This is a genomic window from Pseudomonas sp. BB438 (assembly GCF_057180225.1).
Genome location: NZ_CM170001.1, coordinates 1,020,987 through 1,043,764, shown reverse-complemented (window position 1 = coordinate 1,043,764; position 22,778 = coordinate 1,020,987). Strand labels below are relative to the sequence as shown.

Genomic DNA, 22,778 nt, shown 5'->3' with positions numbered 1-22,778 from the left:
ATGCCTGTTCTCGACTTCCTGGCCAGCACCCCGCTGGCCTTTGTTTTGTGCGCCACCCTCCTCGGCCTGCTGGTCGGCAGCTTCCTCAATGTGGTGATCCATCGCCTGCCGCGGATGATGGAGCTCGACTGGCAGCAGCAGGCCCGGGAAACCCTGGGCTTGCCCGACGGCGAGAAGCGCCCGACCTACAACCTGGTCCTGCCCAATTCCCAGTGCCCGCACTGCGCCCACGAGATCAAGCCGTGGGAGAACATCCCGCTGGTCAGTTGGCTGGTACTGGGCGGCAAGTGTTCGTCCTGCAAGGCGCCGATCAGCAAGCGTTACCCGCTGGTCGAGCTGGCCTGTGGCGTGCTGTCGGCCTTCATCGCCTGGCACTACGGCTTCGGCTGGCAAGCCGGGGCGATGCTGCTGCTGACCTGGGGTCTGCTGGCGATGAGCATGATCGACGTCGATCACCAGTTGCTGCCGGACACCCTGGTCCTGCCACTGCTCTGGCTGGGGCTGATCGTCAATCACTTCGGGCTGTTCACCAACCTGGGCGATGCGCTCTGGGGCGCGGTGTTCGGTTACCTCAGCCTGTGGTCGGTGTACTGGCTGTTCAAACTGATCACCGGCAAGGAGGGCATGGGCTACGGCGACTTCAAGCTGCTGGCCATGCTCGGCGCCTGGGGCGGCTGGCAGGTGCTGCCGCTGACCATCCTGTTTTCGTCGCTGGTGGGCGCGGTGCTGGGCGTGATCATGCTGCGCCTGCGCAATGCCGAAACCAGTACGCCTATCCCCTTCGGCCCCTATCTGGCCATCGCCGGCTGGATTGCGCTGCTCTGGGGTGATCAAATAACCGCGACCTATCTGCAGTTCGCCGGTTTCCGCTAGCCTTCTCCAGCGCCGACCTCCCTCGGCGCCCGCGACGGCCACCGGGCCGGCTGAAAGGAGAACCATGAAACCCTGGATCCTGGGCCTGACCGGCGGCATCGGCAGCGGCAAGACTGCCGCTGCCGAGCATTTCGCCTCGCTGGGCATACACATGGTCGATGCCGACCACGCCGCGCGCTGGGTGGTCGAACCCGGCCGCCCTGCCCTGGCGAAGATCGTCGAGCGTTTCGGCGACGCCATGCTGCTGCCGGACGGCCAACTCAACCGCGCCGCCTTGCGCGAACGCATCTTCAAGGCCGAGGACGAGCGCCGCTGGCTGGAGCAATTGCTGCACCCGCTGATCGGCCAGGAGATCGCCAGCAACCTGGCGCAGGCACAATCTCCCTATGCCATCCTGGTCTCGCCGCTGCTGGTGGAGTCCGGGCAGCACCGCATGACCCAGCGCGTGCTGGTCGTGGATACCCCCGAACACCTGCAACTGGAGCGCACCATGCGCCGAGACCAGGTGTCCGAAGAACAGGTCCGCTCGATTCTCAAGGCCCAGGCCTTGCGCGACGACCGACTCAAGCACGCGGACGACGTGCTGCTCAACGATGGCGACCTCGGGCACCTGCACCAGCAGGTCGAGCGTCTGCATCAGTTCTATCTCGGCCTGCGTGGAGGACAACCATGAGCCAACCCCTGACCATGGAATGCCCCACCTGCGGCGCACCCGTGGAGTGGAGCGCCAAGAGCGAGTTCCGCCCCTTCTGTTCGCACCGCTGCAAGCTCATCGACCTCGGCGCCTGGGCGGCGGAAGATCACGCCATCCCCGGCGATAATCTCGAGGACGAACTGTTTTCCGGCGATCTGGAGAATCCGCGCGGGCATTGATCCGCTCCGTGATTAGCTAGCTCCTACAGAGAAGAAAAAGGCCCGCATCTGCGGGCCTTTTTCATTCAGGGACGCATGAAGGCGTAGTCCCGCTCCTCGTCCAGGTTATCGGCGAGGAAATGCAGCTCATGCCCCAGGTCTTCCTGCGTACGAACCTGTGAGTTGGCCTGCACCACCGCGCTGAGCAGTGCGCGCACGACCAGTTGCGGGTCCTGTCCGGCCGCCTCGGCTTCGATCAGCAATTCGTGGAGGCGCTGCTCGGCCCAGCTGTGAATGCTCATCGGCAATCTCCTTGCGAATGGGGGCCCAAGCTTCCGCGATCACGGGAGGTTTCCGAACTGACCTGGATCAAGCCGCCACGGCCATGGACCTCGCAGATGGTCGAACATCAGCGTGGTTCATCGTCATCCTTCCACGGCGCCTGCAGGTAGCGCGTGCGGTTGAAGGTCTCCAGCCAGTCCGGGTAGAAGACCACCAGCCCGGTGACGATGGTGCCGTTGATGAACGCCTCGGGGAACATGATCAGCCAGAGGTAGCCGATGAAGTCCTCGATCCACGGCGGCATCGGGAACAACCCGTCCATCCACAGCAACCCGAGCCCCAACAGCAGGCTGCAAACCGCCGCCAGCGCGGCCGGGAAGAAGCCCGAGCAGAAGATGTAGACGAACAGGTTACGCGGCTGGCGGCGCTCGACGAGAATCGCCGCGACTTCAGTGATCAGCACTGGAATCAGGATCAACAGAATGCCGTTGACGCCGATGGCCGCCCAGTCCTGGCGGTCGATCAGGCACAGGCCGATCTGCGCGACCAGTCCGACGATGATCGCCAGCGGCCAGTCCAGCAACAGGGTCACGGCGGTCATGCCGATGAAATGGAAGGACACCCCAGAAGCGAAGTCCCGACGCACCAGCCAGAGCAGGAACAGCCCGAGCATGGTGCCGAATACCAGGTGCTGGCGACGGAAGTCGCTGACCAGCTCCAGCCAGGGCGTGCGCCAGATGGCCCAGGCGACGATGGGCAGGTAGATGGCCCAGCCGATCTCCAGGGTTTCCGCTGACAGCAGCTGTGCGGCGATCACGGTGTGCCTCGCTCCAGCGCCTGACGCAAGGCTTCAGCCGAATCGAGTTGGCGGGTAGAGACGACCTTGCCCTGTTCGAGCTGCAGCCAGGTCACCGCATCGGCCTGGGCGGGGAAGCGGTTGGCCACGCGCGGCTCGCGGTCGAGCAGCACGCGGTAGGCGTAGTCGCGCATGGCGGGGATGGCGAACAGCTTGGAGATGGGCGCCGGCATGCGGCTGATGTCCGCGACGAAGGCGACGTGGCGCGCGTCGAGATAACCGGCCGGGCGCTCCGCCAGCACTGCTTTCACCAGCTTCGAACCGGCCATGTCGTGGGCGACCAGCAGCACCTTGAGGTCGGCGTTGGCCGTGTAAGGTTGGTCGAACTGATCCAGCAGCGTCCAGCCGATAGCCGGCGACTCCTGCGCCACCGCCAGGCTCGTCAACACCATCAACAGCATCCCACCCAGCACTCGACTCACGCTTCCCCCTTCCCCGCAGCGGCCAATGGTTGGCAACAGTCTACACCGCCATCGGAGCCCGCCCGCGGTTGCCAGCAACTATGCTTGAGACATGAATGAGTCTGACTATCTGCGTCTGCTGACGCGCCAGGCGGAACAAGCCAACGACTTTCTCTCCAACGCCCGCAAGTGGGAGCGGGAGTGTTGGGCCTGCCAGCGCCTGCTGCAGGCGCTGAAAGTGCCGTATCGCCAGGAGGACTTCGTCGCGCCCACGCAACAGCCGCCGGATGTGCTGTTCCGTGACGCCACCTTCGAGGTGTTCTTCGTGCTCGACCAGGGGCGTCGGCTCAACGAGGAGTGGAAGGAGGAACTGTTGCGCCGACGCATGGCCCAGAGTCTCAACCAACTGATCCGCCGGGAGCAGCGACCGCGGCGGATTCCCTGTGCGGAACTGCAGGCGCGCCTGGCGCCGACGCTGCGCAAGAAGGCACACAACTACACCGAGCGCGGTATCGACCCGCGCGAGCTGGACCTGCTGGCCTTCGTCAGCCTCAAGCGCGAGACGCCGGACTTCAACACGCCCTTCCCTCCTCCGACCGAGTTCCTGCGCCAGGGGTGGCGATCGCTGTCGGTGGTCGGACCTACGTTTGCCCGCGTGCTCTTCGCCCACAGTGACGCGCCGGACTTCCTGCGCGGAAGCCTGGGCCGGAGCATCCTTTTCGATATGGGCGTCGGCCTGTAAACAGACGCCGACGCAAAGCGGCATTGATCGGCGGCGCATTGAGAGGCCGCCCAAGCCCGACTAGAATGCTCGACATTATAAACGGAGGCCGCCCATGCCCAGTCGCCTGAGCCCCGAAGACCAGCAGAAGGTCGATCAGTACCTCAGCTCCCCCGTCCACCAGGTCCAGCGTGCACCGTTCAAGCCCTGGCTGATGATGGCCGGATTGCTTGCGGTGGTCATCGCCCTGGGTTTGCTGAGCCGCCTCCTGGCCTACCTTGCGTGAGCGCCGTGCCGCCACGGGCCGATACAGGATTCCTTAAGCTATGAGAATGCATCATGTCCCATCGTATCGTGATCGTCGGCGGCGGCGCCGGCGGGCTGGAGCTCGCGACCCGTCTCGGCCGCACCCTGGGTAAAAAGGACAAGGCGCGCATTACGCTCGTCGACGCCAACCTCACCCACATCTGGAAACCCCTGCTGCACGAAGTCGCCGCCGGCTCGCTCAACTCTTCCGAGGATGAGCTGAATTACGTCGCCCAGGCAAAATGGAACCACTTCGAATTCCAGCTCGGCCGCCTAACCGGCCTGGACCGCGCGAGCAAGCGCATCCAGCTCGCCGCCACGCTCGATGAGCAGGGCGAGGAACTGGTGCCGGCGCGCGGACTGGACTACGACACCCTGGTCCTGGCCATCGGCAGCACCACCAACGACTTCGGCACCCAGGGCGCTGCGGATCACTGCATCTTCCTGGACACCCGCGAGCAGGCCGAGCGCTTCCACAAGCTGCTGCTGACCCACTACCTGCGCGCCCACGCCGGGCAGGACAAGGACGATCAGATCAGCGTCGCCATCGTGGGTGCCGGCGCCACGGGTGTCGAGCTGTCGGCCGAATTGCACCACGCGGCACAGGAACTGGCGGCCTACGGCCTGACCGGCATTCAGCCGCAGAACATGCGCATCACCCTGATCGAGGCCGGCCCGCGCGTGCTGCCGGCGCTGCCCGAGCGCATCAGCCAACCGGTACACCAGACGCTGGAAAAACTTGGCGTGCGCGTGGCCACCGGTTCGGCCGTGCAGGAAGTCACCGCCGAGGGGCTGCGCACGTCCGCTGGCGAGTTCATTCCGGCAAGCCTGAAGGTCTGGGCAGCGGGCATCCGCGCGCCAAGCCTGCTCAAGGACATCGACGGCCTGGAGACCAACCGCCTCAACCAGTTGGTCGTGCGTTCGACGCTGCAGACCACCCGCGACGACAACATCTTCGCCTTCGGTGACTGCGCCGCCTGCCCGCTGGGCGATGGCAGCGAGCGCACCGTGCCGCCGCGCGCTCAGGCCGCACACCAGCAGGCATCGCTGCTGGCCAAGGCTCTGGTCGCGAAGCTGGATGGCAAACCGCTGCCGGAATACCGCTACACCGACTACGGCTCGCTGATCTCGCTGTCGCGCTTCAGCGCGGTGGGCAACCTGATGGGTAATCTGATGGGCAGTGTGAAGCTGGAAGGCTGGCTGGCACGCATGTTCTATGTGTCGCTGTACCGCATGCACCAGATGGCGCTGTACGGGCCGTTCCGCACCGCGCTGCTGATGATCGCGGATCGCATTGGCCGCAGCACCGAGCCCAGATTGAAGCTGCATTGATCCATCGGTGAAGGACGAAGGGCGGACTCCGAAAGTATCCGCTCTTTTTAGAGCGCGAAGCCCCTGCAACATCTGCGTCGCCGAGAAATACCAGGCACAAAAAAGCCGCCCCGAGGGGCGGCTTTTTCGTTGCAGCCGAGCAGCCTTACAGCGCCGCCAGCATCGACTGGGCCGGGATGGCCTGGAAGTCGATGGACATCATCAGGCTCAGCACGCTGATTGCGATGATGGAGAAGGCGAACAACTGGCGGGCCCAGCGGCGGTCGTCTTCAGCACTGAAGCCTTTCACCGCGATGAACAGCCACCAGGCACTGACAGCCAGCGCCACCACCAGGTAACCGTAGCCGGCAAAGCCAGTCACGGTCAGCAGCAGGGTCGCCAGGCCGAAGGCCACGACGTAGTACAGGATCTGCTTCTTGGTCGCTTCGATGCCCCGCTCTACCGGCAGCACGGGAATCCCGGCGGCACGGTAGTCGTTGAGACGGAAGATCGCGATGGCATAGCTGTGCGGCATCTGCCAGAGGCAGAAGATCAGCAGCAGCACCGCCGCGCCCATGTCGAAGTGACCGCTGGCGGCGCAGTAGCCCACCACCGGCGGCATGGCTCCGGAGAGACTACCGACCAGCGTGCCGTAGACCGAGCTGCGCTTGAGCCAGAGGCTGTAGAGCACGACGTAGACGAAGAAGCCGAACGCAGCGAGCAGAGTCGCCTGCACGTTGGTCTTCCACGCCAGCAGGCCGAAGCCCGCCGCGCCGAGGACCACGCCGTGGGCCAGGGCGGCCTTCAGCGAGATCTGCCCGGTCACGGTGACACGGCTGCGGGTACGCTCCATGAAGCGATCGATGTCGCGGTCGATGCAGTTGTTGAACACACAACCACTGGCAACGACCAGGGACAGGCCGATCACGGTGGCCAGCAGCAGCATCGGGTCAACGCTGCCGCGAGCGGCGAGGAAGTATCCCCCCGCCACCGCGATCAGGTTTCCGAAGATGATGCCCGGCTTGGCGACCAGGAGATAACGCTTGAGTTTCACGGCATCGGCCCTCAGGGCATCGGCATCATCAGGGTGTCTGCGGTGTAGATGATCCACAGCGACAGACCGACCACCAGCAGGATGATGATGGCGGTGAAGATGAATGCCATGACGTTCCAGCGGCCTTCGGAGCTGAAGTTCATGTGCAGGAAGCAGATCAGGTGCACGACGACCTGCACCAGGCCCAGGATCACCATGGTCAACAGGGTGGCGTGACGCGAGAAGCCACCGTCGATGACCATGTAGAACGGGATCGCAGTCAGGATCACCGAGAGCACGAAGCCGACGGCGTACGAACCCAGGCTGCCGTGACCGGCGCCGTGGTTGTCGTGGCCGGCACCGTGGGAGTCGTGATGATGTGCAGCAGCGGTCATTACAGAGCCCCCATCAGGTAGACGACGGTGAAGACGCAGATCCAGACGATGTCCAGGAAGTGCCAGAACAGGCTCAGGCACATCATGCGGGTGTTGTTCTGCGCGGTCAGACCACGGGTGCCGATCTGTGCCATCAGCACCAGCATCCACAGCAGGCCTGCGGATACGTGCAGGCCGTGCATGCCGACCAGGGTGAAGAACGACGACAGGAAGGCGCTGCGGCTCGGGCCGAAGCCTTCGACGATCAGGTGATGGAACTCGTTGAGCTCCATGCCGATGAACGCGGCACCGCAAAGGAAGGTCACGCCCAGCCAGGCGATGGCCTTGCCCTTGGCACCCTTGTGCGCAGCCAGCATGGCCAGGCCGTAGGTGCAGGAGGAGATCAGCAGGATCGCGGTTTCGACGGCCACGTAGGGCAGTTCGAAGATGTCCTTGCCGCTCGGGCCGCCGGCCGTGTGATTGACCAGCACGGCATAGGTGGCGAAGACGCTCGCGAACAGGATGCAGTCGGTCATCAGGTACAGCCAGAAGCCGAAGACCGTCATGCCGCCGCTGTCGTGGGCGTGGTCATGGTCGTGCGCCGCTTCGTGCGTATCGACCAGGTGTTGATTCAGTACTGCCGTCGACATGGTTTTATACCTGCTGCGCGGTGGCGAGTTTCTGGAAGTTGGCGTTTTCGATGCGCTCGATCTCATCCGGCTGGACGTAGTAGTCCACGTCGGTGACGTAGCTGCGCACGATGACCGAGGCGATCATGCCGACGAAGCCAACACCCACCAGCCACCAGATGTGCCAGATGGCGGCGAAGCCGAAGAGGAAGGCAAACACGGCGATGGAGAAGCCCGCCGCGGTGTTCTTCGGCATGTGGATCGGCGCATAGGCCGGCAGCTTGCGGTACGCGGTACCGGTCTGCTTCATCTCGTGGAACGCGTCGATGTCGTTGACCTTCGGCAGTTCGGCGAAGTTGTAGTACGGCGGCGGCGAGGAAGTGGACCACTCCAGGGTACGGCCACCCCACGGGTCGCCAGTCTCGTCGGCGAGGGCCTTGCGGTTCTTGATCGACACCAGCAGCTGGATCAACTGGCAGGCGATGCCGAAGAAGATCAGCACGGCGCCGAAGAACGCCACGACCAGGTACGGCTTCCACATCGGGTTGTCGTAGTGGTTCAGGCGACGGGTCATGCCCATGAAGCCGAGGATGTACAGCGGCATGAAGGCCATGTAGAAGCCGACCAGCCAGCACCAGAAGGAACGCTTGCCCCACTTCTCGTCCAGCTTGAAGCCGAAGGCTTTCGGGAACCAGAAGACGAAGCCGGCCAGGTAGCCGAACACGGCACCACCGATGATGGTGTTGTGGAAGTGGGCGATCAGGAACAGGCTGTTGTGCAGCAGGTAGTCAGCGCCCGGGATGGCCAGCAGAACGCCGGTCATGCCACCGATGGTGAAGGTGACGATGAAGCCCAGGGTCCACAGGATCGGGGTGTCGAAGCGCAGGCGGCCACGGTAGATGGTGAACAGCCAGTTGAACAGTTTCACCCCGGTCGGGATGGAGATCAGCATGGTCGCCACGCCGAAGAAGCCGTTGACGTCGCCGCCCGAACCCATGGTGAAGAAGTGGTGCAGCCACACGGTGAAGCCGAGGAAGGTGATCGCGGCGCTCGCCCATACCATCGAGGTGTAGCCGAACATGCGCTTGCCAGCGAAGGTCGCGGTGACTTCGGAGAAGATACCGAAAGCCGGCAGGATCAGGATGTACACCTCAGGATGGCCCCAGGCCCAGAAGAGGTTGATGTACATCATGGCGTTGCCGCCCAGCTCGTTGGTGAAGAAGTGCATGTCGAAGTAACGGTCCAGCGACAGCAGGCCCAGGGCCGCGGTCAGGATCGGGAACGACGCAACGATCAGGATGTTGGCGAAGGTGCAGGTCCAGGTGAAGATCGGCATCTGCATCAGCTTCATGCCGGGAGTGCGCATCTTGAACACGGTCACCAGGAAGTTGATACCCGTGAGCAAGGTACCCATACCCGATATCTGTAGTGCCCAGATGTAGTAGTCCACACCCACGCCCGGGCTGTAGGCCAGCTCGGACAGCGGCGGGTAGGCGACCCAGCCGGTGCGGGCGAATTCACCCAGGCCCAGCGAGACGTTCACCAGCATGGCGCTGACGACCAGCAGCCAGAAGCTCAGGGAGTTCAGGAAGGGGAACGCCACGTCGCGTGCGCCGATCTGCAGCGGCACGGCCAGGTTCATCAGACCGGTCATGAAGGGCATGGCCATGAAGATGATCATGATCACGCCGTGAGCGGTGAAGATCTGGTCGTAGTGTTCCGGCGGCAGGTAGCCGTGGTTGGCGCCTTCAGCCAGCGCGAGCTGGCCGCGCATCATGATGGCGTCGGCGAAGCCGCGCAGGAGCATGACCAGGGCGACGATGATGTACATCACGCCGATTTTCTTGTGGTCGATGGACGTCAGCCATTCGGTCCACAGGTAGGTCCACTTGCGGTAGTAGGTGATCGCGCCGAACACACCGAGGCCCAACAGGGCGACGACGGCCAGCGTGATGACGATGATCGGCTCGTGATACGGCACGGCCGACAGTGTCAGTTTCCCGAACATCTGCGGTTACTCCTGGCTCGGATTCATTTGCATGCCCTGCATGCCTTGCATGTTGCTCATGTCGTGGTCCGCCATGGCGGCCTCGTCATGCACTGCTTCGCCGTGCTCGCCCTTGGCGGCCTGCTCCTTGGCTTCGTGAGCCTTGGCCATCGCGTGGCCAGCGTGTTCCCACTTGTTCAGCACGTGGGAGAACAGCTCGGGGCTGACGGTGGCGAAGTAGGTCGCCGGGACGTTCTCGGTCGGTTTGACCAACTCCGGGTACTGATCCAGGTTCAGGGTCTGCTGCGAGGCCTTGACCTTCGCAACCCAGTCCTGGAAGCCCTGCTCGGAGGTGGAGATGGCCTTGAACTTCATGCCCGAGAAGCCGCCGCCGCTGTAGTTCGCGGAGATGCCGTCGAACACACCCTCTTCGTTGGCGATCAGGTGCAGCTTGGTCATCATTCCGGCCATGGAGTAGATCTGGCTACCCAACTGCGGAATGAAGAAGGAGTTCATCACCGAATCCGAGGTGATCTGGAAGTTCACCGGGGTGTCTTTCGGGAAGGCGATTTCGTTGACGGTGGCGATGCCCTGTTCCGGGTAGATGAACAGCCACTTCCAGTCCAGCGAGATGGCCTGGATGGTCACCGGCTTGACCTCTGAGTCCAGCGGACGGTAAGGGTCCAGCTTGTGGGTGCTTTCCCAGGTGATCCAGCCGAGCACGGCGATGATCAGGCAGGGAACCAGCCATACCACCAGCTCGATCCTGGTCGAGTGAGACCAGTCCGGCATGTAGGTGGCCTTGGTGTTCGACGCCCGGTATTTCCAGGCGAACCCAAGGGTCATCAGGATGACCGGCACCACCACGATCAGCATCAGCAGGGTTGCCGTGATGATCAGGGACTTCTCGTCAGCGCCGACCTGCCCTTTCGGGTCGAACAGCGCCATGTTGCAACCACCGAGCATCAGCATCGGCAGAAACGCAAGTCTCTTCAAAATTCCTGTGTACTGCTCTTTTTTCATCTTGCGGCCTTAGTGGATGAAAATCGCTTCACCGCCCATGAGCCTTCGCCACGCTTTGCTCGACGACTCGTTACCCGCGACTTTTCCAAGCCGCCTGCCAGGGCTGTCATGGATTCACGAACGCGGCCGCAAGGATTCCAGGCAAAGGGAGGTCGCCCGGTCTTCGCGATGCGAAACCGATTTCGTCAGCTGATTCGTTCCGTGTTATTCAGCGTGTGGTGTCTGGACTGGCGGCCTGTTAGAGCACGCGCGTCGCACACCGGATGCACGAGTGGATTGCCCGACTCGTCGTATGACAGGAGCCCACCGATGGCAGCCCCCTGTTGTTATGCCGCTGCACCAAAGGGTGAGCACTGGCCATGATCTGCGTCAGTGCGACTCAGCGATTTGGGGGTAGGAAATGGACGGCGGGTATTACAAAGCATTTCAGAAACTGCTTTCAAGGCCCATTCCGCCCATTTTTAACAAGATATTTTCTCAGTCCGAGAAACAGTACCGAGCAGAACCGATCATAAAACGATCAATTCACAGAAGACGAGCAGGGTTATTCCTTCCCTGCCAGGGCCTTGCATGGGGTGCCACGGGGATGTGTCAGAACCATGAAGCACGCGGCTTTCAGAGGCCCGGAGCGAGCACAAAAAGAAGCGCTAGCGCCTTCGGCAAAGTCCTTGCCATGATGGCGATCAAGAAGCGTTGCGAAAGTCGCGGAATCCGCCTGCGCACCCTGCGACACATCGACGCACACCGACTTTAGCAAGGGGCAAAGTCATTCAAATTGTGACGTTCGTGCAGCGTTCACTCGAAGATTTTCCGCGGCTTCCCCGTCTCCCGGAATCGGCAAGACGGGGCCTTCTGATCGCCGACGCGGGCATGCCGGGATAATTCGGACAACACACGCGAAACCCGGGTTGCGCTGAGCGTGAAATCAGAGACTGGCGGCTTCGCTGCCGTTGGCCAGCCACGCGATCAGGCCGCTGGTTTCCGCGCGAATACGCAGGTCGGACGCCTTGACGCTGTAGTAGGTCTCGGCCGCAGCAATCTGCTGGGAGTAGTAGTCATTTTCAGCGATCAGGACATCCAGCAGGGTGCGCTTGCCCAGGTGGTACCACTGGTCATAGAACATCTTGCGCACCCGATCCGACTCCGCCAGCAGGGCACTGTAGTCACCCACACGGGCAGCCGAGAGGTCGCGCTGCTGGACCAGGTTGCGAATGAGGTACTCCGACTCGCGACGGGTCGCCTCCATCTTCTGCTCGGCCGCATCAGCCCGGGCGTAGGCCGCACGTTGCGCCGCCGACGCCGAGCCGCCTGAAAAGGCCGTCCACTGCACGGCAAGACCGGTCGACCAGGGCTCTTCATTGTCGAACATGTTGTCGCCGGTGTTACGGCCCACGACCCAGTTCAGCTTCGGCATCCGCGAAGACTTCGCGGACTCGGCACTGGCCAGCGCCGCCTCCTTCTCCCAGCGTGCCTGACGCACAGCCGGCTGATCACCCATCTGCGCCAGCGCACGATCCAGCGGAATCGGAGCCCAGTCCCATTTCGCGTTCGGCGGCACACTCACATCCTTCCCCACCAGCTTGGCCAGGGTGGTCTTCTGCTCCTGCAGCTTCGACTGCACCAGATCGCGGGCCGTCTGCGCCTGCAGCAAACGGGCTCGAGCCTGAACGACCTCGCTGGCGCGACCCGGGTCGGCCTCGGCAATCCGCGCGAGCATGCTCACCAGTTCACGCAAGCGCGCCACATAGCGATCGCTGATATCCAGCGCCTCCTGCTGACGCGCCAGTTCCAGAACACCCGAAGCGGTGTTGTAGGCGACCGTCACTTCCGTCTGACCTTTCACCTCTTCCTGTGCGTTCGCCGTTTTGCTGCGACTGTCGATGTTGTGCTTGATCGTGCCGAAGTCATAGACCGGCGTGACCATCTGTACGGACGTGGAACCGCTGTTGTCGTAGTTGCTGTTGCCGCTCTGCAGTTGCCTTGAGCTGGCGCTGATCTGCACCTGCGGCCAGCGCGCGCCCTTGGCCTGGTCTACATCGCCCTTGGCAGCCTGCCAGCCGGCATCAGCCTGTCTCATCTCCGGACTGATGCGCAGCGCGGTAGCCACCAGCTCACGCATATAGGCCAGCGAAGTCTCGGCTTGCCCCAGGCTCGACGCCGAGGCCCCTGCCTGCAGTTCTTCCGGCAGGCTCAGGTCCAGCCTGGTCGCCGCCGGTCGGGACGGAGCAGCGGCAGCCCGTTCGGACGCGGCGTAGGCGCTCATTGCGCCCCCCAGATCAGTAGCCTGGGCCACGGAGACAAGCGAGACCATGGCCAGGCCCAGAGCGGATTGGCTGAAGCCCCAGCGTTTGTTGATGGCAGAAGATTTAAGGCTTTTCATGTCAATCATCTCTCGCGGAAGGCTTCACGCGCTTTCAGCGCGGGCTTGAGCAGGTAGTCCAGGATGGTTTTTTCGCCAGTACGGATCTCCGCGGTGGCGGTCATGCCGGGAATGATCGGGAAGTGCCGGTCCCCCATGGTCAACGCGGCCTGGTCGGTGCGAATCAGCACACGGTAGAACGAGCTGTCCGGACGACCCTGGCGGGCCATCTCGTCGTCCTTGATGGTGTCGGGACTGATGAGCTCGACCTTGCCCTTCAGGCCGCCATAGATCGCGAAGTCGTAGGCGGAGATCTTCACAGTGGCAGCGAGGCCCGGGCGCAGGAACGCCACGTCGGCCGGGCGGATCTTTGCCTCCACCAGCAACTGGTCCTCCAGAGGGACGATCTCCATGATGTCCTGGCCCTGCTGAATGACCCCGCCGATGGTGTTGACCCGGACGTTCTTCACGATGCCCTTGAGCGGCGCCGTGATGGTGGTGCGCTTCATCACGTCCTCGCGGCCCGCCGCGCTCTCCAGCGACTGGGCAAGTTCGCTCTCGACGCGCGTCAGTTCGGCGTTGGCTTCGGAGCGGTACTTGTTGCGACGCTCGCTGATCTGCAGGTTGAATTCATTGGCCTGGCGGCGCATGCGAAGAATCTCGACATCCGAGATCAACCCCTGCTTGGCCAGCCGCTCCGAAACAACCAGTTCGCCGTTGGCCAGCGACAGGCTCTTCTGCAAGCCGGCAATGCCATCATCGAGCGCGTGTTTTCGGGCGTTGTAGGCCTCGGTCTCGGCCTCGACGATGGACGGCACGGCCTTCACATCATCCGGGAAGACCAGCGGCTGACCGTAGGCCTCCGAACGCAGGCGCACCAGTTGGCCCTTCAGCGCCAGGGCCTTGGACTGCGCCTCACGGTAGCTGGCGTTGGCACGGGTCGGGTCGATCTTCAGCAGGACCTGGCCAGCCTCCACCACGTCGCCCTCCCGGACAGTCATCTGCTCGAGAATGCCGCCTTCCAGGCTCTGAATGATCTGCTCGCGGCTGGAGGGAATGACCTTCGCTTCCCCGAGGGTGATCTCTTCTACCCGGGCGAAATAGGCCCAGATGATGAGCCCGGTAAACACGGCAGCGATCAGCGCCAGCACGACCGTACTCGCCGTGGTTTTCTGCGAGATCAGAGCAGCCTGCAGGTCGGAAACATAGGCAATGTCGTTTTCGCGCAGGCGGGCTACTTCCTTGGAGTAGGGGGTAGCCTGGGACGCAAGCGCCTTCGGGGAATCGACGACGGCGGGAGCCGTCGTTTGCATATCAGAAGTCGTCATGATTACTCACCGATCAGTAGCCGGCGCCTGACTCGGCGCGGGGGAGTTGTTGGCCTGCAGGGCCTGTAGAACGACGTCCTTCGGGCCGTCGGCAACGATCTGGCCGGTGTCCAAGACGATCAGGCGGTCAATCTGCTCCAGCACCGAGAAACGGTGGGTCGCCACCACGACCGTACAGCCCTGGGTCGCGGACTCCAGGCGCTTCAGGAACAGGCGCTCGGTCTGCATGTCCATGCCGCTGGTGGGCTCGTCCAGCAGAAGCACCTGGGGACGAAGCAACAGCGTGCGAGCCAGGGCGACCAGTTGGCGCTGTCCACCGGACAGGGCCTGGCCCATTTCCCCTACGGGACGGTCGAAGCCCAGCGGATGGTTGGCGACCACCGAGTCCAGGCCGGTCAGGCGCACCACGTGCAAGAGCTCCTCACTGCTCGCGGACGGATTGCCGATCATCAGGTTCTCGCGCAGCGAGCCGTAGAACAGCCGCGCATCCTGGCCGACGTAGCCCACTGTGGAGCTCCAGTCCGCCGGATCGATCTGCTCGGCGTCGATACCGTTGATCAGCAGTTGGCCTTCTACCGGCTGGTACAGGCGAGCCATGGTTCGCAGAAGGGTCGACTTGCCGCTGCCGATGCTGCCGACGATGGCCACGCGCTCACCGTGCTTGACGCACAAATTGATGTTGTTCAGAACCGTGGGGCGCGGCTGCATCGGCGGTGCCGGATAGGAAAACTTCAGCTTGCTCAACGACAGCGTCGCGTTGTTCGGAACGTCGAGGTAGCGGCGGCCGTTGTCACGTACCGTGGGAATCTCCATCAGTTGGTTCAGCGAGCCCAGGGCCGTTTTTGCCTGTTGGTAACGCACGGCCAGGCCTACCGAGCTGGCCAGTGGCGCGAGCGCACGGCCGCTGAGCAGCACCATGCCGACCAGCGCGCCTTGGGTGAGGTCGCCGTCGCCGATCAGATACACGCCCCACAGCACGGTGATGACGGTGGTGAGCTGGGAGATCAGCGAAACCGAGTTGGAGGCCATGTTCGACAGGGACTTGGTCTTGATCCCCGAGGCCGCCAACTGCGCACTGAAGTCTTCCCAGCGACGCAGCATGCTGCCCTCGGCGCGTACCGCCTTCAGCGTCTCGACGCCTTCGATGGCCTCGATCAGCAGGCCGTGCTTCTGCGAGGCTTCGCGCAGGTTTTCCTTCATCAGCTTCGACAGCGGCCACTGGATGTACGCGCACAGCGCCAGCAGGACGATCATCGCCCCCAGCGGCACCAGCGCCAGCGGCCCGCCGAGCACGAACAGCACGAAGACGAACAGCAGGCAGAACGGCAGGTCGGCCAGGGTTGCCAGCGACGCCGAGGTGATGAAGTCGCGCACCGACTCGAACTCGCGGAACTGGTTGGCGAAAGAGCCCGCCGACAGCGGCTTGTGCTCCAGCCGAACCTCCATCAACTGACGGAACAGCTTCGCTCCCAGGACCAGGTCGGCCTTTTTGCCAGCGTTATCGATCAGGTGGGCGCGGACCTGCCGCGAGACGAACTCGAAACCGATCGCCAGCACCACGCCGGCCGCCAGCGACCAGAGCGTGACATAGGCCTGGCTCGGCACGACCCGGTCGTACACGTTCATGATGAAGAAGGTGCTGGCCAGCGCCAGGATATTGATCAGGAAGGTCGCCAGCGCCGCGCTGTAGTAGAAGCGCCGGTAGCTCCACAGGGTGGAGAACAGCCAATGCCCCCTGCCCTCCTCCCTGGGAATCTCGGTGCGCGCATCCGGCGTCGCCTTCGGGCGGGCCAGCAGGGCGTAGCCCAGATAGTTTTCCTGCAGCTCCGCCGCACTCATGGTGATGCTGCCGCCACCCGCCTCCGGGAGCAGCAGCTCGAACTCCTCACCGCGGCGAGCCACCAGGATACGGGCCTCGCCATTACGGAACAGCAGCAGCAGAGGGAACAGGTAGGCCGACAGCTCTGCAGGACGGCGCTTGACCCAGCCGGCACCGATCCCGGCCTGCTCGAGCATGCGAGTCACCAGACTGGGACGCAGCTTCCGGTCACGCGGCAGACCGGCATAGAGCGACTCGAGCGTCGCTGGCCGCTCGAAGTGGGTGCACAGCCAGCGCACGCCAGCCAAGAGGCTGTCACTTTGAGATGAAAAGCCCAGGTCGACTTCAGCAGTCGCAGGCGCAGAGGAGGAATTCATGTGCACACCTTCGTAGGAGGGGGAAGCTGGGCACATGTTAGAAATGCGCGATTGAGCGCGGCATCGGAAAAGCCTGATAGGTCTGACATCCCTTTCCTTCAGCGATTTAGCCACATTGGGCCGCAGCGGAAGGTGCGGTCAGGAACTGAAAGGCGTCACCCGGACGGCGTACGATCCAGGCGATAGGGGCTGTCGGAGACGGGGAACCATCAGATAAGCGTGACAGGCGATTCCGACACAGCCGGCGCGCTGGAGAATGCGAAGAATTGAAGTGGGAGCAGAAACGAAAAAGCCCACCTCAAGAGGTGGGCTTTTTCTGAGAAGCGGTTTTGGGACCGCTCCAGGCATTCAGCAGACCTGATGCCTTGAATATGGTGGGTCGTGTAGGATTCGAACCTACGACCAATTGGTTAAAAGCCAACTGCTCTACCGACTGAGCTAACGACCCTGAATTTGGTCGGGGTAGGGGGATTCGAACTCCCGACATCTTGCTCCCAAAGCAAGCGCGCTACCGGACTGCGCTATACCCCGTTTGAAAGTTGGCTCCGCGACCTGGACTCGAACCAGGGACCCAATGATTAACAGTCATTTGCTCTACCGACTGAGCTATCGCGGAACGACGAGCCTTTCAATCTCCTTTACTTTCCTCCGGCTTCACCGGATTCCCGTATCAGAGGCGCGCCATTTTACGTATATCGAAACGCCTGTCAACACTCTGATCCAAAAAGTTTTTCTCTGCTTTGCAGGGGAGCGGGCTGGTTGCTATATCTGCATGGAAAAACACGAGTGATCCACCGCGGGTGCAAACGGAACGATCACGCACAGGATGGCCATGAGCAACAAGGACACCCCACCGCCCTCCCCCATTGCCAGCCGGGTGATCCAGCCCCGCTTCGGCGAACTGGTGCAGGGTTGCCGCCAGATGGCGATGAACCACCTCGCCGAACTCCTGGGCCATGTCTTCGCCCAGGTGGACGACACGCTTTTCGAATGCGCAGAAAAAGCCGAGAACAACCAGGTCCAGGCGCTGTTCTTCGACGCCATGCGGGAAGTCCGCCGTGAAAGACCGAATCTGGAGCGTTTCTATCACCAACGGATCGCCCAGGGGCTGAGCGACTTCCTCGAAGGCAATTTGCCCCAGCTGGAGCCGCTGGAAGAGCTGGATGTGGATCAGCTGACACTGGTCGGCAACGACGAATATGAAGAGACGCTGCTGGTGACCAACATGGTCAACCAGGTACGCGCCCATTGCGCCCAGCTGCTGTTTGCCCTGGATCAGCGCCTGGCGCTACTCAACAACGGCAGCAAGCTTGGCGAGGACCGCAACCCCTTCGGCCCTCACGCCATCGCCCAGGCCTTCCGCGACACCCTCGCGCGCAGCGCCTTCCCACTGCGGATCAAGACCATCCTTTATGTACTGTTCGATCAGCAGGTCATGCAGCACCTGCAACCTCTATATGAACAGTTGAACAAGCGCCTGGCCGACGGCGGCATCCTGCCGAACCTGAAGTACCGTCCACAGGGCCAGCGATCGGCAGCACCAGCCTCGCCCCGCCCGGCTGCGGCAGAGAAGATCACTACGACGACGGACAGTGGAGCGCTCCCGCCGCCAGCCCAAGCGACCGCTGGCGACCTGCCGGACATGCCGCCAGGCGACCGCAACGCCTTGTTCGGCGGTCTGGCCGTGCTGCTCGCCGAACACCGTCGACGCGGGGACAAGGCCACGCTGTTCGGCAACACGCAGAGTATCGTCAGCTTCGGTCCGAGCTCCGCCACCACGACCTACAGCGCCAACGAGCTATTGGAGGCGCTGAACCGCCTGCAGCGCGAATCGGCCCACGAGCTGGCCCAGCGCCTGCGCCAGCCGCAGCCGGTCGACGCGCTGAAGGCCGATCTGCAGCGCCAGCTGGAGGCTGGCAGCGCACAGCCGAACAACACCCGGCTGACCGACCAGGAAGCTGACGTCATCGACCTCGTGGGCATGGTCTTCGACTTCATCCTTGATGACGAGAACCTGCCCGACAGCTGCAAGACCACCCTTTCCCACCTGCATACGCCCTTCCTCAAGGTGGCGTTGCTGGACAAGCAGCTGTTCACCCAGCATCACCATCCGGCGCGCAAGCTGCTCAATGCCATGGCCCAGGCCGGCGTGCTCTATGGCGGCGAGGGCGAAGAGCGCGCGCTGCTGGCGAAGATGCACTGGGTGGTCGAACGGGTGATCCAGGACTTCGCCGGCGATCTGGCGCTGTTCGACACCCTGCTGGGCGAATTCAACGAATACGTCGCCAACCTGCGGCAAAAGGTCGAACTGCGCGAGCGTCGCGCCATGGAGGCCGCTCGAGGCCGCGATCGCCTGTTGGCAGCGCGAGAGCAGGCACTCGAGGCCATCGCCAAGGTCACCCATGAGCGCGATCTGCCGGAACTGGTGCGTAACTTTCTGGAAATGAGCTGGTGTGATGCTCTCACGTTCATTGTCCTGCGTAGCGGCGAGCACAGTGACGAGTGGAGGCGCGCCTGCGAGGTCGGCGAACAACTGGCCTGGAGCGTCACCCCACTGGATGCCGACGACCGTGATCACCTGCAGGCAATCCGCCTGGCCCTGCTGGAAGACCTGCGCAAGGGCCTGGAAGTGCTGGGCGGCTACCACGAGGACGGCATCCGGCGGCTGCTGCAGGATCTGGTCGCCTGCCAGCACGCGATCCAGGCACAGAAACCGCTGATCGCCGCACAGCTCAAGCAGGATCTGCCGGAAAGTCCACTGGGCGCCATGCTGGGTGCCGAAGGCCATACCCTGATCAAACCCAACGGCGAGGCGCTGTCCGACCGCGCCCGGGCATTGATGAAAGAGCTCAGCCACCTGGAGTTCGGCACCTGGTTCGAATTCGGCGACACCACACCTGCCCGCCGGCTCAAGCTCTCGTGGTTCAGCCCAACCACGCGCAACTACATGTTCGTCGACCACACCGGGCAGCGAGTGGCGGTCAAACCAATAGTGCAGTTGGCCCAGGAGATGGAAGCGGGCAAGGTCCGCCTGGTACCGACGGAACAGTCCGCCCCGCTGATGGATCGCGCGCTGAGTGCCATCTACCGGGTCCTGCAACGCATTACCTACGGGCGCAGCCCGGCACAGACCTGAAGGAGCAGTCGATGGGAGAACGTCGCCAGCACAGCCGGCATCAGACCGGGCTGACCGTAGAAGTCTTCGACCGCCACTCTGGGCGCAGTCTCGGACGACTCGCTGACTTGTCCGCCGAAGGCTTCATGCTCTGCGGCGTGGATGTTCCAGAGACCGATTCAGTCTGGGAATGCCTGCTGGTACCCGCACCGCCGCTGGACGAAGTCGGCGAGATCCATCTGGGCGCCGACTGTCTGTGGAGCCGCGCCGGCACTGACGGACAACTGGGCTGGGCAGGCTTCCACATCATCGATATCGCCGAGGATCAGGCGGAGCGGGTCGAACAACTGCTGGTCATGCTCGGTGGCGCCCGCGAAACAGACTGACCGCTGCGTCTGAATCGGCCACGAAAAAGCCCGCCAATTGGCGGGCTTTTTCGTGGAGCAAGGATCAGGAGAAGACGATCTCGTCGCTCTCGACCTTGGCATGGATCTGCGTGCCAGGGTTGAACTTGCCGGCCAGGATCAGCTGCGCCAGCGGGTTCTCGATCCAGCGCTGGATCGCGCGCTTGAGCGGCCGCGCGCCATACACCGGGTCGAAACCGACGGCGATCAGCTTGTCCATCGCCTCATCGCTCAGCTCCAGGCTCAGTTCGCGCTCGGCCAGGCGCTTGCGCAGACGGCCCATCTGGATCCGCGCGATGCCGGCGATCTGCTCGCGGGCAAGCGGCTCGAAGACCACCACCTCGTCGATCCGGTTGATGAACTCCGGACGGAAGTGCGCGTTCACCGCATCCATGACCGCCGCATGTTGCGCCTCACGGTCGCCCACCAGTTCCTGGATCTGCGCCGACCCGAGGTTCGAGGTCATTACCACCACGGTATTGCGGAAGTCCACGGTACGACCGTGGCTGTCGGTCAGGCGACCGTCTTCCAGCACCTGCAGCAGCACGTTGAAGACATCCGGGTGGGCCTTCTCGACCTCGTCCAGCAGCACCACGGAATAAGGCTTGCGGCGCACGGCTTCGGTCAGGTAGCCACCCTCTTCATAGCCGACGTAGCCCGGTGGCGCACCGATCAGGCGAGCCACGGAATGTTTCTCCATGAACTCGGACATGTCGATACGAACCAGTGCTTCCTCGGTGTCGAAGAGGAATTCGGCCAGGGCCTTGCACAGCTCGGTCTTGCCCACCCCGGTCGGGCCGAGGAAGAGGAACGAACCGCTGGGGCGATTCGGGTCCGCGAGGCCCGCACGGGAGCGACGGACAGCGTTGGAAACCGCCACCACGGCTTCGTTCTGGCCAATGACGCGCTTGTGCAGCTCGTCTTCCATGCGCAGCAGCTTCTCGCGCTCGCCTTCGAGCATCTTGGACACCGGAATACCGGTCCACTTGGCCACGACTTCGGCGATTTCCTCGTCGGTCACCTTGTTTCGCAGCAGCTGTTTCTCGGTCTGACCGTGCTGGTCGACCATCTGCAGGCTGCGCTCCAGGTCCGGAATGGTCTGGTACTGGATGCGCGCCATGGTTTCCAGGTCGCCCTTGCGCCGCGCGGTTTCCATTTCCTGCTTGGCTTGCTCGATCTTCTGCTGGATCTGCGCGGAACCCTGGACCTCGGCTTTCTCCGACTTCCAGATTTCCTCGAGATCGGCGTACTCGCGCTCGAGCTTGGCGATGTCTTCTTCCAGCTTGGCGAGGCGCTTCTTGGTGGCCTCGTCGTCTTCCTTCTTCAGCGCCTCGCGCTCGATCTTCAGCTGGATCAGGCGACGGTCCAGGCGATCAAGTTCCTCCGGCTTGGAGTCGATCTCCATGCGGATGCGGCTGGCTGCTTCGTCGATCAGGTCGATGGCCTTGTCCGGCAACTGGCGGTCGGTGATGTAGCGGTGGCTGAGCTTGGCCGCGGCGATGATCGCGCCGTCGGTGATGGTCACACCGTGGTGCACCTCGTAGCGCTCCTTCAGACCACGCAGGATGGCAATGGTGTCTTCCTCGCTCGGCTCATCGACCAGCACTTTCTGGAAACGACGCTCCAGGGCGGCATCCTTCTCGATGTACTGGCGGTATTCGTCCAGGGTAGTGGCGCCCACGCAGTGCAGTTCGCCGCGGGCCAGGGCCGGCTTGAGCATGTTGCCGGCGTCCATGGCGCCCTCGGCCTTGCCGGCGCCGACCATGGTGTGCAGTTCGTCGATGAACAGGATGATCCGACCTTCCTGCTTGGACAGTTCGTTGAGCACGGCTTTCAGGCGCTCCTCGAACTCGCCGCGGAACTTCGCGCCGGCGATCAGCGAGCCCATGTCCAGCGCCAGCAGGCGCTTGTCCTTCAGGCCGTCGGGCACTTCGCCGTTGACGATGCGCTGGGCGAGGCCTTCGACGATGGCGGTCTTGCCGACGCCGGGCTCGCCGATCAGCACGGGGTTGTTCTTGGTACGGCGCTGCAGGACCTGGATGGTCCGGCGGATTTCGTCGTCACGGCCGATCACCGGATCAAGCTTGCCTTCCTCGGCGCGCTTGGTCATGTCGACGGTGTACTTGTCCAGCGCCTGGCGAGAGTCCTCGGCGTTCGGGTCGTTGACCGCTTCGCCGCCACGCAGGTTGGCCACGGCGTTTTCCAAGGCTTTCTTGGACACGCCCTGGCTGGTCAGCAGCTTGCCGAGCTTGGTGCTGTCGTCCATGGCCGCCAGCAGGACAAGCTCGCTGGAGATGAACTGGTCGCCCTTCTGCTGAGCCAGGCGGTCGGCCTGGTTGAGCAGACGCGCCAGGTCCTGCGACAGGTTCACGTCGCCGGTGGGATTCTGGATCTTCGGCAGCGTGTCCATCTCCTTGTTAAGAGAGGAGCGCAGCGCCGGGATATCGAAGCCGACCTGCATCAGCAGGGGCTTGATGGAGCCGCCCTGCTGCTCGATGAGCGCGGACAGCAGGTGTACCGGCTCGATGGCCGGGTGGTCATGTCCAACGGCCAGGGACTGGGCATCGGAGAGTGCAAGCTGGAGCTTGCTGGTCAAACGGTCGATTCGCATGAGGGTCGTCCTTCCTTTCTATAGCGGGCCGGAGCGATGAGTGCCCCTGGTCACGACTAACCCGCCGGGATGCCAGATAGATAAGGACGATTTTGGTCGGTTCAAGCCATTTGGCCA

Annotated in this window: 20 protein-coding genes and 3 tRNA genes; 8 read left to right on the top strand and 15 right to left on the bottom strand. The window is 63.1% G+C overall.

Going from position 1 to position 22,778, the window contains the following annotated elements:
* The 3 genes from AC1ZV1_RS05060 to yacG all read left to right on the top strand — a co-directional run bounded on the left by AC1ZV1_RS05060 (position 1) and on the right by yacG (position 1,746).
* Complete coding sequence (locus AC1ZV1_RS05060) at positions 1 to 873, top strand: prepilin peptidase (protein WP_484295777.1); 873 nt, start codon at positions 1 to 3, stop codon at positions 871 to 873.
* Positions 874 to 937: 64 nt separating this feature from the next.
* The gene (gene coaE, locus AC1ZV1_RS05055) at positions 938 to 1,546 is read left to right on the top strand and encodes a dephospho-CoA kinase (protein ID WP_484295776.1); all 609 of its coding nucleotides are present in this window, start codon (positions 938 to 940) and stop codon (positions 1,544 to 1,546) included.
* Positions 1,543 to 1,746: a DNA gyrase inhibitor YacG gene (gene yacG, locus AC1ZV1_RS05050; protein ID WP_484295775.1), complete on the top strand. Its 204-nt coding sequence runs from the start codon at positions 1,543 to 1,545 to the stop codon at positions 1,744 to 1,746. Before coaE ends, yacG begins: the two co-directional genes overlap by 4 nt.
* Positions 1,747 to 1,811: 65 nt before the next feature.
* Here the strand turns inward: yacG and AC1ZV1_RS05045 are convergent, their stop codons facing one another.
* The 3 genes from AC1ZV1_RS05045 to AC1ZV1_RS05035 all read right to left on the bottom strand — a co-directional run bounded on the left by AC1ZV1_RS05045 (position 1,812) and on the right by AC1ZV1_RS05035 (position 3,255).
* Positions 1,812 to 2,027, bottom strand: coding sequence for a hypothetical protein (locus tag AC1ZV1_RS05045; protein ID WP_484295774.1), 216 nt, complete (start codon positions 2,025 to 2,027; stop codon positions 1,812 to 1,814).
* 107 nt (positions 2,028 to 2,134) lie between these two features.
* Positions 2,135 to 2,824, bottom strand: a complete 690-nt coding sequence (locus AC1ZV1_RS05040) for an energy-coupling factor ABC transporter permease (RefSeq protein WP_484295773.1) — start codon at positions 2,822 to 2,824, stop codon at positions 2,135 to 2,137.
* Positions 2,821 to 3,255 (bottom strand): FAD/FMN-containing dehydrogenase, encoded by a 435-nt coding sequence (locus AC1ZV1_RS05035; RefSeq protein ID WP_484297503.1) that lies wholly within the window; start codon positions 3,253 to 3,255, stop codon positions 2,821 to 2,823. The genes AC1ZV1_RS05040 and AC1ZV1_RS05035 overlap by 4 nt, the downstream gene beginning before the upstream one ends.
* Positions 3,256 to 3,376: 121 nt before the next feature.
* Here AC1ZV1_RS05035 and AC1ZV1_RS05030 point away from each other — a divergent pair, with 121 nt between their 5' ends.
* From AC1ZV1_RS05030 to AC1ZV1_RS05020, 3 genes are all read left to right on the top strand, one after another.
* Positions 3,377 to 4,006: a DUF1780 domain-containing protein gene (locus tag AC1ZV1_RS05030; protein WP_484295772.1), complete on the top strand. Its 630-nt coding sequence runs from the start codon at positions 3,377 to 3,379 to the stop codon at positions 4,004 to 4,006.
* A gap of 94 nt (positions 4,007 to 4,100) precedes the next feature.
* Entirely contained in the window at positions 4,101 to 4,271 is a 171-nt protein-coding gene (locus AC1ZV1_RS05025) for a DUF3094 domain-containing protein (RefSeq protein WP_484295771.1), read from the top strand.
* A 53-nt stretch (positions 4,272 to 4,324) separates the two neighbouring features.
* Positions 4,325 to 5,623: an NAD(P)/FAD-dependent oxidoreductase gene (locus AC1ZV1_RS05020; protein ID WP_484295770.1), complete on the top strand. Its 1,299-nt coding sequence runs from the start codon at positions 4,325 to 4,327 to the stop codon at positions 5,621 to 5,623.
* Positions 5,624 to 5,768: 145 nt separating this feature from the next.
* Here the strand turns inward: AC1ZV1_RS05020 and cyoE are convergent, their stop codons facing one another.
* From cyoE to AC1ZV1_RS04965, 11 genes are all read right to left on the bottom strand, one after another.
* On the bottom strand, positions 5,769 to 6,656 hold the full coding sequence (gene cyoE, locus AC1ZV1_RS05015; RefSeq protein WP_081517366.1) for a heme o synthase: 888 nt from the start codon (positions 6,654 to 6,656) through the stop codon (positions 5,769 to 5,771).
* Between the two features lie 11 nt (positions 6,657 to 6,667).
* The gene (gene cyoD / locus AC1ZV1_RS05010) at positions 6,668 to 7,030 is read right to left on the bottom strand and encodes a cytochrome o ubiquinol oxidase subunit IV (RefSeq protein WP_484295769.1); all 363 of its coding nucleotides are present in this window, start codon (positions 7,028 to 7,030) and stop codon (positions 6,668 to 6,670) included.
* A complete protein-coding gene (gene cyoC, locus AC1ZV1_RS05005) occupies positions 7,030 to 7,659 on the bottom strand; it encodes a cytochrome o ubiquinol oxidase subunit III (RefSeq protein WP_015475724.1) in 630 nt (209 codons plus the stop codon). The genes cyoD and cyoC overlap by 1 nt, the downstream gene beginning before the upstream one ends.
* A gap of 4 nt (positions 7,660 to 7,663) precedes the next feature.
* The gene (gene cyoB / locus AC1ZV1_RS05000) at positions 7,664 to 9,646 is read right to left on the bottom strand and encodes a cytochrome o ubiquinol oxidase subunit I (RefSeq protein ID WP_484295768.1); all 1,983 of its coding nucleotides are present in this window, start codon (positions 9,644 to 9,646) and stop codon (positions 7,664 to 7,666) included.
* A 6-nt stretch (positions 9,647 to 9,652) separates the two neighbouring features.
* On the bottom strand, positions 9,653 to 10,648 hold the full coding sequence (gene cyoA, locus AC1ZV1_RS04995; protein WP_484295767.1) for a ubiquinol oxidase subunit II: 996 nt from the start codon (positions 10,646 to 10,648) through the stop codon (positions 9,653 to 9,655).
* A 925-nt stretch (positions 10,649 to 11,573) separates the two neighbouring features.
* On the bottom strand, positions 11,574 to 13,028 hold the full coding sequence (locus tag AC1ZV1_RS04990) for a TolC family protein (protein ID WP_484295766.1): 1,455 nt from the start codon (positions 13,026 to 13,028) through the stop codon (positions 11,574 to 11,576).
* Positions 13,029 to 13,033: 5 nt separating this feature from the next.
* A complete protein-coding gene (locus AC1ZV1_RS04985) occupies positions 13,034 to 14,335 on the bottom strand; it encodes an HlyD family type I secretion periplasmic adaptor subunit (protein ID WP_484295765.1) in 1,302 nt (433 codons plus the stop codon).
* Between the two features lie 6 nt (positions 14,336 to 14,341).
* The gene (locus AC1ZV1_RS04980; RefSeq protein ID WP_484295764.1) at positions 14,342 to 16,531 is read right to left on the bottom strand and encodes a type I secretion system permease/ATPase; all 2,190 of its coding nucleotides are present in this window, start codon (positions 16,529 to 16,531) and stop codon (positions 14,342 to 14,344) included.
* A gap of 372 nt (positions 16,532 to 16,903) precedes the next feature.
* Positions 16,904 to 16,979: transfer RNA gene (locus AC1ZV1_RS04975), tRNA-Lys, on the bottom strand.
* A gap of 6 nt (positions 16,980 to 16,985) precedes the next feature.
* Positions 16,986 to 17,062: transfer RNA gene (locus AC1ZV1_RS04970), tRNA-Pro, on the bottom strand.
* Between the two features lie 9 nt (positions 17,063 to 17,071).
* Positions 17,072 to 17,147 (bottom strand) — tRNA-Asn (locus AC1ZV1_RS04965).
* A gap of 216 nt (positions 17,148 to 17,363) precedes the next feature.
* Here AC1ZV1_RS04965 and AC1ZV1_RS04960 point away from each other — a divergent pair.
* Together AC1ZV1_RS04960 and AC1ZV1_RS04955 are read left to right on the top strand one after the other, a co-directional pair.
* Positions 17,364 to 19,667, top strand: a complete 2,304-nt coding sequence (locus AC1ZV1_RS04960) for a DUF1631 domain-containing protein (RefSeq protein WP_484295763.1) — start codon at positions 17,364 to 17,366, stop codon at positions 19,665 to 19,667.
* Between the two features lie 11 nt (positions 19,668 to 19,678).
* Positions 19,679 to 20,032, top strand: coding sequence for a PilZ domain-containing protein (locus AC1ZV1_RS04955; RefSeq protein WP_484295762.1), 354 nt, complete (start codon positions 19,679 to 19,681; stop codon positions 20,030 to 20,032).
* A gap of 64 nt (positions 20,033 to 20,096) precedes the next feature.
* On the opposite strand, the gene clpB is transcribed toward AC1ZV1_RS04955, so the two are convergent.
* Positions 20,097 to 22,661 carry an ATP-dependent chaperone ClpB gene (gene clpB, locus AC1ZV1_RS04950; protein ID WP_484295761.1) on the bottom strand — a complete coding sequence of 855 codons (2,565 nt, stop codon included), beginning with the start codon at positions 22,659 to 22,661 and terminating at the stop codon, positions 20,097 to 20,099.
* Positions 22,662 to 22,778 lie beyond the last annotated feature (117 nt).

What these genes read in the sequence shown, in the direction of transcription:
- coaE (WP_484295776.1), top strand. Translation starts at nt 938, where the DNA reads ATGAAACCCTGGATCCTGGGCCTGACCGGCGGCATCGGCAGCGGCAAG.
- AC1ZV1_RS04955 (WP_484295762.1), top strand. Translation starts at nt 19,679, where the DNA reads ATGGGAGAACGTCGCCAGCACAGCCGGCATCAGACCGGGCTGACCGTA.
- AC1ZV1_RS05020 (WP_484295770.1), top strand. Translation starts at nt 4,325, where the DNA reads ATGTCCCATCGTATCGTGATCGTCGGCGGCGGCGCCGGCGGGCTGGAG.
- AC1ZV1_RS04985 (WP_484295765.1), bottom strand. Translation starts at nt 14,335, where the DNA reads ATGACGACTTCTGATATGCAAACGACGGCTCCCGCCGTCGTCGATTCC.
- cyoA (WP_484295767.1), bottom strand. Translation starts at nt 10,648, where the DNA reads ATGAAAAAAGAGCAGTACACAGGAATTTTGAAGAGACTTGCGTTTCTG.
- AC1ZV1_RS04990 (WP_484295766.1), bottom strand. Translation starts at nt 13,028, where the DNA reads ATGAAAAGCCTTAAATCTTCTGCCATCAACAAACGCTGGGGCTTCAGC.
- AC1ZV1_RS05030 (WP_484295772.1), top strand. Translation starts at nt 3,377, where the DNA reads ATGAATGAGTCTGACTATCTGCGTCTGCTGACGCGCCAGGCGGAACAA.
- clpB (WP_484295761.1), bottom strand. Translation starts at nt 22,661, where the DNA reads ATGCGAATCGACCGTTTGACCAGCAAGCTCCAGCTTGCACTCTCCGAT.
- cyoC (WP_015475724.1), bottom strand. Translation starts at nt 7,659, where the DNA reads ATGTCGACGGCAGTACTGAATCAACACCTGGTCGATACGCACGAAGCG.
- AC1ZV1_RS05045 (WP_484295774.1), bottom strand. Translation starts at nt 2,027, where the DNA reads ATGAGCATTCACAGCTGGGCCGAGCAGCGCCTCCACGAATTGCTGATC.
- AC1ZV1_RS05060 (WP_484295777.1), top strand. Translation starts at nt 1, where the DNA reads ATGCCTGTTCTCGACTTCCTGGCCAGCACCCCGCTGGCCTTTGTTTTG.
- AC1ZV1_RS05025 (WP_484295771.1), top strand. Translation starts at nt 4,101, where the DNA reads ATGCCCAGTCGCCTGAGCCCCGAAGACCAGCAGAAGGTCGATCAGTAC.
- AC1ZV1_RS04980 (WP_484295764.1), bottom strand. Translation starts at nt 16,531, where the DNA reads ATGAATTCCTCCTCTGCGCCTGCGACTGCTGAAGTCGACCTGGGCTTT.
- AC1ZV1_RS05035 (WP_484297503.1), bottom strand. Translation starts at nt 3,255, where the DNA reads ATGGTGTTGACGAGCCTGGCGGTGGCGCAGGAGTCGCCGGCTATCGGC.
- cyoB (WP_484295768.1), bottom strand. Translation starts at nt 9,646, where the DNA reads ATGTTCGGGAAACTGACACTGTCGGCCGTGCCGTATCACGAGCCGATC.
- yacG (WP_484295775.1), top strand. Translation starts at nt 1,543, where the DNA reads ATGAGCCAACCCCTGACCATGGAATGCCCCACCTGCGGCGCACCCGTG.
- AC1ZV1_RS04960 (WP_484295763.1), top strand. Translation starts at nt 17,364, where the DNA reads ATGAGCAACAAGGACACCCCACCGCCCTCCCCCATTGCCAGCCGGGTG.
- cyoD (WP_484295769.1), bottom strand. Translation starts at nt 7,030, where the DNA reads ATGACCGCTGCTGCACATCATCACGACTCCCACGGTGCCGGCCACGAC.